Below are 7,930 nucleotides of genomic sequence, written 5' to 3'. Positions count from 1 at the left end.
CACCCGCTACGCCAAACGCGCCGCCCTCTACCGCTCATCACTGCTGCTCATCGCCGCCCTGATATGGCTCCGATGATCGGCAGGACAGGCCCTAGCCGCGACCTGCTATCTCGCGACCGGAGCGGTGTGGTGGCCGGCGAACGCCGCCGACTGGTGGCTGGGTCTGACCATGCGGCCGTTCATCAGCTGGGTGTTGGTCGCCGCCGCGCTCGGCCTCACCGTCGGATACGGCGGCGGACGGCTGTCGGCACGGGTCCTGCGGTCCTTGCCCAAGGTGGATGCGGGCACCGGCGCCCGCACCGCCGACCCGCTCAAGGTGATCAACAACGACCGGCGCTCCGGCATCGGCATGATGGCCCTGGCCACTATCACCCTGACGAGCGGCTACGTGATCTTCGCGCCGATGTTCCACCCGCCGAGTGCCTTCTGGAGCCTGAGTGCGCTGCCGGTCGGCGTCGCGGCCGCGGTGTTCTTCTGGAATCAGTGGGCACCGTTCAAGGTCGCTCATCTGTGGCTCTACCTACGCGACCGGCTACCGTGGGCCTTCGCACCGTTTCTACAGGTCTGTCACGACTCCGGCGTGTTGCGAAAGAACGGCAATCACTACATCTTCCGGCATGATCGTCTGCAAGCCTGCCTGGCAGCGATGTACAACCGCGGGCGCTAGCCTGGCGGGATGGGTCTGGAGGTCCTTCCCGGGACGGCGGAGCTGCGGGACATCGCGCACATCTTGGTGCCCGGCCGGGGCCGCGACGCGACCGGTTTCGGGCTGCCTGAGCAGGCACTCGCCCGGCTCACCGTGGCCCATCAACTCTTCGACGAGGTGGCCGGCCCGGCGGGCGGACGCGTCGTGTGCTCCGGCTACAAGACGCCGGTCGATCATCGAGATGGGCTGCCCGAGGCAGAGATGATGAAAGCCGAGCTGGTCCGGCAAGGTGTGCCGGGCGAATCCATCGTTGCCGAGAGCCGATCCATCGACACGGTGACGAACTTCCTGCGTACGGAGATCGAGGGTTTTTTCGGCGACGACCGGCCGGTCGCGATCGTCGCGCAGCAGCACCACCTGGACCGGATGATGACGGTCATAGCACCGCGTACCCTGCGCCGCGGCTACGTCGGCGTGGTCGTCCCGGAGCAGCGGCCCGGCCGGGAAGGCCCACTGGTCACCCTGGTCAGCCGCATCATCCTCACCGGCCTGCCCGACGACCCGGAGCCGAGAATCGAGACGGCGGAACGCCGGGCCCGGCACATCTGGCGCGCCGCAGAACTCCTCGGCAAGCGCTCCTACTTCTGAGCCGCCAGGGGGTCGTTTCACGCCGCGTGTCTGCTGCTATGCAGCGAGGACCGTATCCGGCGTGCCGTCGATCGGTCGTTGAGCCGCGCCACGGACACGCCTGACGGCCTGATCTTGAAATCGACCGAAGCGTGTCCGCAGCTCAGCGCAGGTCTACCAATTACTTGGCGTTGAAGTAGTTGGCGTCCGGGTGGTGGGTGATGATCGCGTCCGTCGACTGCTCCGGTTCCAGCTGGAACTCCTCCGACAGCTTCACCCCGATGCGGCCCGCGTCCAGCAGATCGACCACCTTCGCCCGGTCTTCCAGGTCCGGGCAGGCCGGGTAGCCGAATGCGTAGCGGCAGCCGCGGTAGTCGTTCTTCAGGATGCCCGCCAGGTCGGTCGGGTCGTTCGCGCCCACCGGTGTGCCGTTCGGGAGGGTCAGTTCTGAGCGGATTCGGCGGTGCCAGTACTCGGCCAGGGCTTCGGTCAGCTGGACCGACAGGCCGTGGACCTCCAGGTAGTCGCGGTACTCGTCGCGGGCGAACATCTTGGCCGTGTATTCGCTGATCGGCTGGCCCACCGTCACCAGTTGCAGGGCCACCACGTCCAGGTCGCCGTCGGCGCCGCGGGGCTTGAAGAAGTCGGCCAGGCACAGGCGCCTTTCCTGGCGCTGGCGGGGGAACGTGAAGCGGGCCCTTTCCGCGGCGCCGTTCTCGTCCAGCACCACCAGGGTGTTGCCTTCCGAGTACGCCGGGAAGTAGCCGTACACGACCGCCGCCTCCAGGACGTGGTCTGCCGCCAGGCGGTCCAGCCAGTAGCGCAGGCGGGGCCTTCCCTCGCTCTCCACCAGTTCCTCGTACGACGGGCCGCTGCCGCCGCGGGCCGCCTTCAGGCCCCACTGGCCCAGGAACGTCGCCCGCTCGTCCAGCATCGACGCGTAGTCCTTCAGCGGGATGCCCTTGACCACCCGGGTGCCGAAGAACGGCGCCTTCGGGATGTCGACGTCGGTGGCCACGTCGGAGCGGACCGAGGTGTCGTCCAGGGGCGGCAGGTTCTCCGAGACCATCGCGCGCTGCTTCTCGCGGCGGGCCCGGCGGGCTGCCAGCGCGGCCTCGCGTTCCGGGTCGATCACCGGGGCGCCGCCGCGCTTGGCGGTCATCACCTTGTCCATCAGCGACAGACCCTCGAACGCGTCCCGGGCGTAGTGCACCTCGCCCTCGTACTGCGAGCGCAGGTCGTCCTCGACGTACGCGCGGGTCAGCGCCGCGCCGCCCAGCATGACCGGATACTTCGCCGCGACGCCGCGCGACGCCATCTCCTGCAGGTTCTCCTTCATCACGACCGTGCTCTTCACCAGCAGGCCGGACATGCCGATCGCGTCCGCCTGGTGCTGCTCGGCCGCCTCGATGATCGCGTTGATCGGCTGCTTGATGCCGATGTTGACGACCTCGTAGCCGTTGTTGCTCAGGATGATGTCGACCAGGTTCTTGCCGATGTCGTGCACGTCGCCCTTGACCGTGGCGAGCACGATGCGGCCCTTGCCCTCCTCGTCCTCGTTCTTCTCCATGTGCGGCTCGAGGAACGCCACCGCGGCCTTCATCACCTCGGCCGACTGGAGCACGAACGGCAACTGCATCTGCCCGGAGCCGAACAGCTCACCGACCGTCTTCATGCCGTCGAGCAGCACGTCGTTGACGATCGCCAGGGCCGGCTTGGTCTGCAGCGCCTCCAGCAGGTCGTCCTCGAGGCCGTTGCGCTCGCCGTCGATGATGCGGCGCTTGAGGCGCTCCTCCAGCGGCAGTCCGGCCAGCTCCTGCGCGCGGGTCTCGCGGGCCGACGTGACGTCGACACCCTCGAAGAGCTGGAGGAACTTCTGCAGCGGGTCGTACCCCTCGCGGCGCCGGTCGTAGATCATGTCCAGCGCGACCTCGCGCTGCTCCTCCTGGATCTTCGACATCGGCAGGATCTTGCTGGCGTGCACGATCGCGCTGGTCATCCCGGCCTGCACGCACTCGTGCAGGAAGACCGAGTTGAGCACCTGGCGGGCCGCCGGGTTGAGGCCGAAGGAGATGTTGGAGAGGCCGAGGGTGAAGTTGACGCCCGGGTACAGCTCGCTGAGCCGCCGGATCGCCTCGATCGTCTCCAGGCCGTCGCGGCGGGTCTCCTCCTGGCCGGTGGCGATCGGGAACGTGAGGCAGTCGACCAGGATGTCGGACAGCTTCATGCCCCACGTGCCGGTGAGGTCGTCGATGAGCCGCGTCGCGACCCGGACCTTCCAGTCGGCGTCGCGGGCCTGGCCCTCCTCGTCGATGGTCAGGGCGACCACGGCCGCGCCGTGCTCCTTGACGATCGGCATCATCCGGGCGTAGCGGGAGCCGGGGCCGTCGCCGTCCTCGTAGTTGACCGAGTTGACCACGCAGCGCCCGCCGAGCATCTCCAGACCCGCCTCGACGACCTGCGGCTCGGTGGAGTCCAGCATGATCGGCAGGGTCGAGGCGGTGGCGAAGCGGCCGGCCAGCTCACGCATGTCCTGAGTGCCGTCGCGGCCCACGTAGTCGACGCACAGGTCGAGCAGGTGCGAGCCGTCGCGGGCCTGGCTGCGGGCGATCTCCACGCAGGCCTGCCAGTCGCCGGCCAGCATCGGCTCGCGGAACGCCTTCGAGCCGTTGGCGTTGGTGCGCTCGCCGATCATCAGCACGCCGGCGTCCTGCCGGAACGGCACCTCGTGGTAGATCGACGCGGCGGAAGGCGCGTGCTGCGGCTCGCGCGGGGCGGCCCTGAGGCCACGGACGCGGCTGACGACAGCCTCGATGTGCGCGGGCGTCGTGCCGCAGCAGCCGCCGACCAGCGAGACGCCGTACTCGCGGACGAAGCGGTCCAGCGCCTCGGCCAGCTCGTCGGGGGTCAGCGGGTAGTAGGCGCCGCCGGCGGCCAGCACCGGCAGGCCGGCATTCGGCATGACCGACACCGGTACGCTCGCCGACTGCGCCAGGTAGCGCAGGTGCTCGGTCATCTCGGCCGGGCCGGTCGCGCAGTTCAGTCCGATCAGGTCGATGCCCAGCGGCTCCAGCGCGGTCAGCGCCGCACCGATCTCGCTGCCCAGCAGCATCGTGCCGGTGGTCTCCACGGTCACGTGACAGATGATCGGCACCTTGCGCCCGACCTCGGCCATCGCCCGGTGCGCGCCGACGACCGCCGACTTGGTCTGCAGCAGGTCCTGACAGGTCTCGATGATCAGCGCGTCGGCGCCGCCCAGGACCAGGCCGGCCGCGTTCTCGTGGTACGCGTCACGCAGCGTGGTGTAGTGCGTGTGGCCGAGGGTGGGCAGCTTGGTGCCGGGACCGATCGAGCCCAGCACGTACCGGGGCTGCTCGGGGGTCGAATGCGCGTCGGCCGCCTCGCGGGCGACCGCGGCACCGGCCTGCGACAGCTCCCGGATCCGGTGCTGGATGTCGTAGTCGCCCAGATTGCCGAGGTTGGCACCGAAGGTGTTGGTCTCGACGCAGTCCGCCCCCGCGGCCAGGTACGCCTCGTGGACGCCGCGGACGACGTCGGGGCGGGTCACGTTCAGGATCTCGTTGCAGCCCTCGAGACCCTGGAAGTCGGCATCCACGTCGAGGTCGGCGGCCTGCAGCATCGTGCCCATCGCTCCGTCGGCGACGAGGACGCGATCGGTCAGCGCGGCAAGGAAGGAGTTCTGCACCTTGCAAGGCTAATCGCACATCCCCCGATCGCCGAGTATCGGTGTCCGACAGGTGGACTCACTGTGACCGGGCTCTCCACGCGATGACCGGGGTCGGCGCGGCCGCCGGGTGGGATCAGACGCGGACACGTAGGCTTTGCGTACGTGAGGTACGAAAGGTTGGCACCGTGACAGAGTTCGACGGTCTACCCCTGCTGCGCTCCCCCGTGGCGATCGCCGCCTTCGAAGGGTGGAACGACGCGGCCGACGCGTCGACGGCTGCGGTGGAGCACCTCGAGCAGGTCTGGCAGGCCCGCGAGATCACCACCATCGACCCGGAGGAGTTCTACGACTTCCAGGTCAGCAGGCCGACGATCACCATGACCGAGGGTGAGACGCGCAAGATCGACTGGCCGACCACCCGGTTCAGCGTGGCCAGCCCGCCCGGCACCGAGCGTGACGTGGTGCTGATCCGCGGCATCGAGCCGAGCATGCGCTGGCGCACCTTCTGCGAGCAGATCCTGGAGGTCTGCCACAGCCTCGAGGTGAACCGCATCGTGCTGCTGGGTGCCCTGCTGGCGGACGTGCCGTACACCCGGCCCCTGCCGATCAGCGGCTCGGCGACGGAGAAGGAGGTCGCGGAGAAGTACAAGGTCGTCCCGACCCGCTACGACGGCCCGACCGGCATCGTCGGCGTGCTGCAGGAGGCGGCCGACCGGGCGGACGTGGACGCCCTGTCGTTCTGGGTGCACGTGCCGCACTACGCGAACAACCCGCCGTGTCCGAAGGCGACGCTCGCCCTGCTGAGCCGGCTCGAGGACGTGCTGGACCTGCCGGTGCCACTGGCCGACCTGGCGGAGGAGGCCGACGAGTGGGAGAAGCGCGTCCGGGCCGCCGCCGAGCAGGACACCGAGCTCGGTGACTACGTCCGCGAGCTGGAGGAACGCGTCGGCGACGAGGGCATCAAGCCGCTGACCGGCGACGAGATCGCCACCGAGTTCGAGAAGTACCTGCGCCGCCGCGGCGGCTCGGCCGGCCCGACCGCCGGCTCCTGGTAGACGTGGCTCGCCCGCACGGCCCCCGGAACGGGTTCGTGCGGGTGGCTTCGAATGGCGCAGGGCGATCAGGGCCGGCGGATCAGCGACGCCCGGAGCGCCATGGCCTCCGTGCGGACGAGACATAAAGAGTCGTCCTCGCTGTAACAACGCGGCCAGGCATTGTCGAATCTGTTCCGGTAGGAGCTAACGGTTTCGGGATCCTGCACGATCCGGTCGGTGGTGCCGGACTCGCGGTAGAGGACGGCACCGATCCCGTCGTCGCTCAGATCCAGCACCGTGAACGCGCCCAGCATGCCGACCTTGGCGCCTTCGGACATGGGGACGATCCGCAGCCGGATGTGGGGGCGCTCGGCGGCGCTCACGATCGCCTCGAGCTGGTCGGCCAGCACCGCACGGCCGCCGACCATCCGCTTCAGCACACTCTCGTCCAGCATGACGGAATAGGCCGGCGCGTCAGCCTGCTCGGTCAGGTGCCTTGCCCGCATCATCCGGACGTCGAGGCGGACCTGGCGATCCTGCTCGGACAGCGACTCATCGATGGTGCCCAGCAGGTGCTCAGCCATCGCCTGCGTCTGCAGCACATCCGGAAAGGCGAAGGGCTGATACGCCCGGACGGCTGTCGCCTCCTGCTCGAACTGCAGCAGTTCCACCAGGGCGGGCGTCAGGCGGGCCCGGAACTGCGCGGGCACCGACCAGCGCTGCCGGCGTGAAGCCGCCGCCGAACTGGTCAGCTGCTCGATGAACACCGGGTCCCGGACGTCGTAGAGGTCGAGGAGGGCCCTCAGGTCGGTGATTGAGACGCCGACCTCGCCGCCCTCGATACGCCGGAGCTTCGACACGGACCAGCTGAGCCGGTCGGCGACATGTGTCTGGCGAAGGCCACTGGCCTCTCTGGCCTCGCGCAGCGCCCGGCGTACGCGCAGGCGTGCGACGGCGGGCGGCTCAGACCACACGGTTTCCATGCCACCCCGCCTGCGCACTCTCGGTTGTATCAGCAACATAGCAGCCAAAGAATGCCCTGCAAGTTGCATGCGACCTCTACAACGAACGCACTCCCGGATCGTCACCACCGGAAGCGGCGCAACGGGTTTCTGTCCCCCGGAAGAATGACGCCATCCGTTTCGTATCCAGCCGGCAACAGCGGTATTCACCAGGGAATACGCCATGGAACAACGTGCATTCTCCAAACCATGGGGTCACTCGTCCGGTAAGTGATCCGTGACTCCAAGAACGAGGCTCAGGTGCCCCGCCGCGATGCGCCTCTGCCGCTCGGGCCTCTTGATGGACCCCGAACGCGTGAAAGCTACCAGCTATATAGCTGACAGCATTCGGCCGAACACACGGAGCAGCCCCCGCCCCGTGGGGCGGAGGCTGCTGGAAAAAGCAGACGCTCAGGACCTGATCGATGCGACTGCCGGGCCCCGGAGGGTACGGCGGGTCGTGCCGAGCAGCGACAGCCCGGTCAACGCGACCGCCACCGCCACGATGACCACGTACGCGACCGGCGTGGCATCCGGCCACACCCGATCGGCCCGGGCCGAGCCGAACGGCAGGATCGTGAACAGTGACGCCGCCGAGCCCGACAGCACCCCGGTCGCCGTCACCAGCAGGCCTTCCAGCCCGACCATGGCCAGCAGCTGACCCCGCGTCGACCCCGCCAGTCGTTGCTGGGCGAACTCGCGGCGCCGGTGCGTGGTCGCGGCGATCAGGGTGTTGACCAGCATGACCGCTACGAACACCGTGATCATGCCGACCACGACGTAGTTCAGGGTCTGGATGTCCCGGGCGTACGCGGGCTGGATCGTGCCCGCCGCCGCGTCGTCCTCGATGCCCTGCATGTAGACCGTGCCGGTGGCGATACCGGTGAACAGGGCCACCGGCATCACCGCGCCGGCGAGGCGGCGGGTGCGCTGC

General features: G+C 68.8%; 6 protein-coding genes. 3 read left to right on the top strand and 3 right to left on the bottom strand.

Going from position 1 to position 7,930, the window contains the following annotated elements; genetic code table 11:
- The first annotated feature begins 169 nt into the window (after nt 1–169).
- On the top strand, nt 170–667 hold the full coding sequence (locus AB0C29_RS23185) for a hypothetical protein (protein ID WP_360823536.1): 498 nt from the start codon (nt 170–172) through the stop codon (nt 665–667).
- Nucleotides 668–676: 9 nt separating this feature from the next.
- A complete protein-coding gene (locus AB0C29_RS23180) occupies nt 677–1,294 on the top strand; it encodes a YdcF family protein (RefSeq protein WP_360823533.1) in 618 nt (205 codons plus the stop codon).
- A 160-nt stretch (nt 1,295–1,454) separates the two neighbouring features.
- On the opposite strand, the gene metH is transcribed toward AB0C29_RS23180, so the two are convergent.
- On the bottom strand, nt 1,455–4,979 hold the full coding sequence (gene metH / locus AB0C29_RS23175) for a methionine synthase (protein WP_360823530.1): 3,525 nt from the start codon (nt 4,977–4,979) through the stop codon (nt 1,455–1,457).
- 167 nt (nt 4,980–5,146) lie between these two features.
- Between metH and AB0C29_RS23170 the strand changes: the two genes are divergently transcribed.
- Nucleotides 5,147–6,016 carry a PAC2 family protein gene (locus AB0C29_RS23170; protein ID WP_360543951.1) on the top strand — a complete coding sequence of 290 codons (870 nt, stop codon included), beginning with the start codon at nt 5,147–5,149 and terminating at the stop codon, nt 6,014–6,016.
- Between the two features lie 65 nt (nt 6,017–6,081).
- Here the strand turns inward: AB0C29_RS23170 and AB0C29_RS23165 are convergent, their stop codons facing one another.
- Entirely contained in the window at nt 6,082–7,182 is a 1,101-nt protein-coding gene (locus tag AB0C29_RS23165; protein WP_360823527.1) for a helix-turn-helix transcriptional regulator, read from the bottom strand.
- 225 nt (nt 7,183–7,407) lie between these two features.
- On the bottom strand, nt 7,408–7,930 hold a 523-nt coding region (locus AB0C29_RS23160; RefSeq protein ID WP_360823524.1), incomplete at its 5' end, for an ABC transporter permease.

The sequence above is a fragment of the Actinoplanes sp. NPDC048791 genome (genome assembly GCF_040650095.1).
Taxonomy (GTDB): Bacteria; Actinomycetota; Actinomycetes; order Mycobacteriales; family Micromonosporaceae; genus Actinoplanes.
This window is presented reverse-complemented; position numbering and strand designations above follow the sequence as displayed.

Bases quoted from the DNA above. Each gene is read 5' to 3' on its own strand.
- AB0C29_RS23180 (WP_360823533.1), top strand. From the start codon at position 677: ATGGGTCTGGAGGTCCTTCCCGGGACGGCGGAGCTGCGGGACATCGCG.
- AB0C29_RS23185 (WP_360823536.1), top strand. From the start codon at position 170: ATGCGGCCGTTCATCAGCTGGGTGTTGGTCGCCGCCGCGCTCGGCCTC.
- AB0C29_RS23165 (WP_360823527.1), bottom strand. From the start codon at position 7,182: ATGGCGTATTCCCTGGTGAATACCGCTGTTGCCGGCTGGATACGAAAC.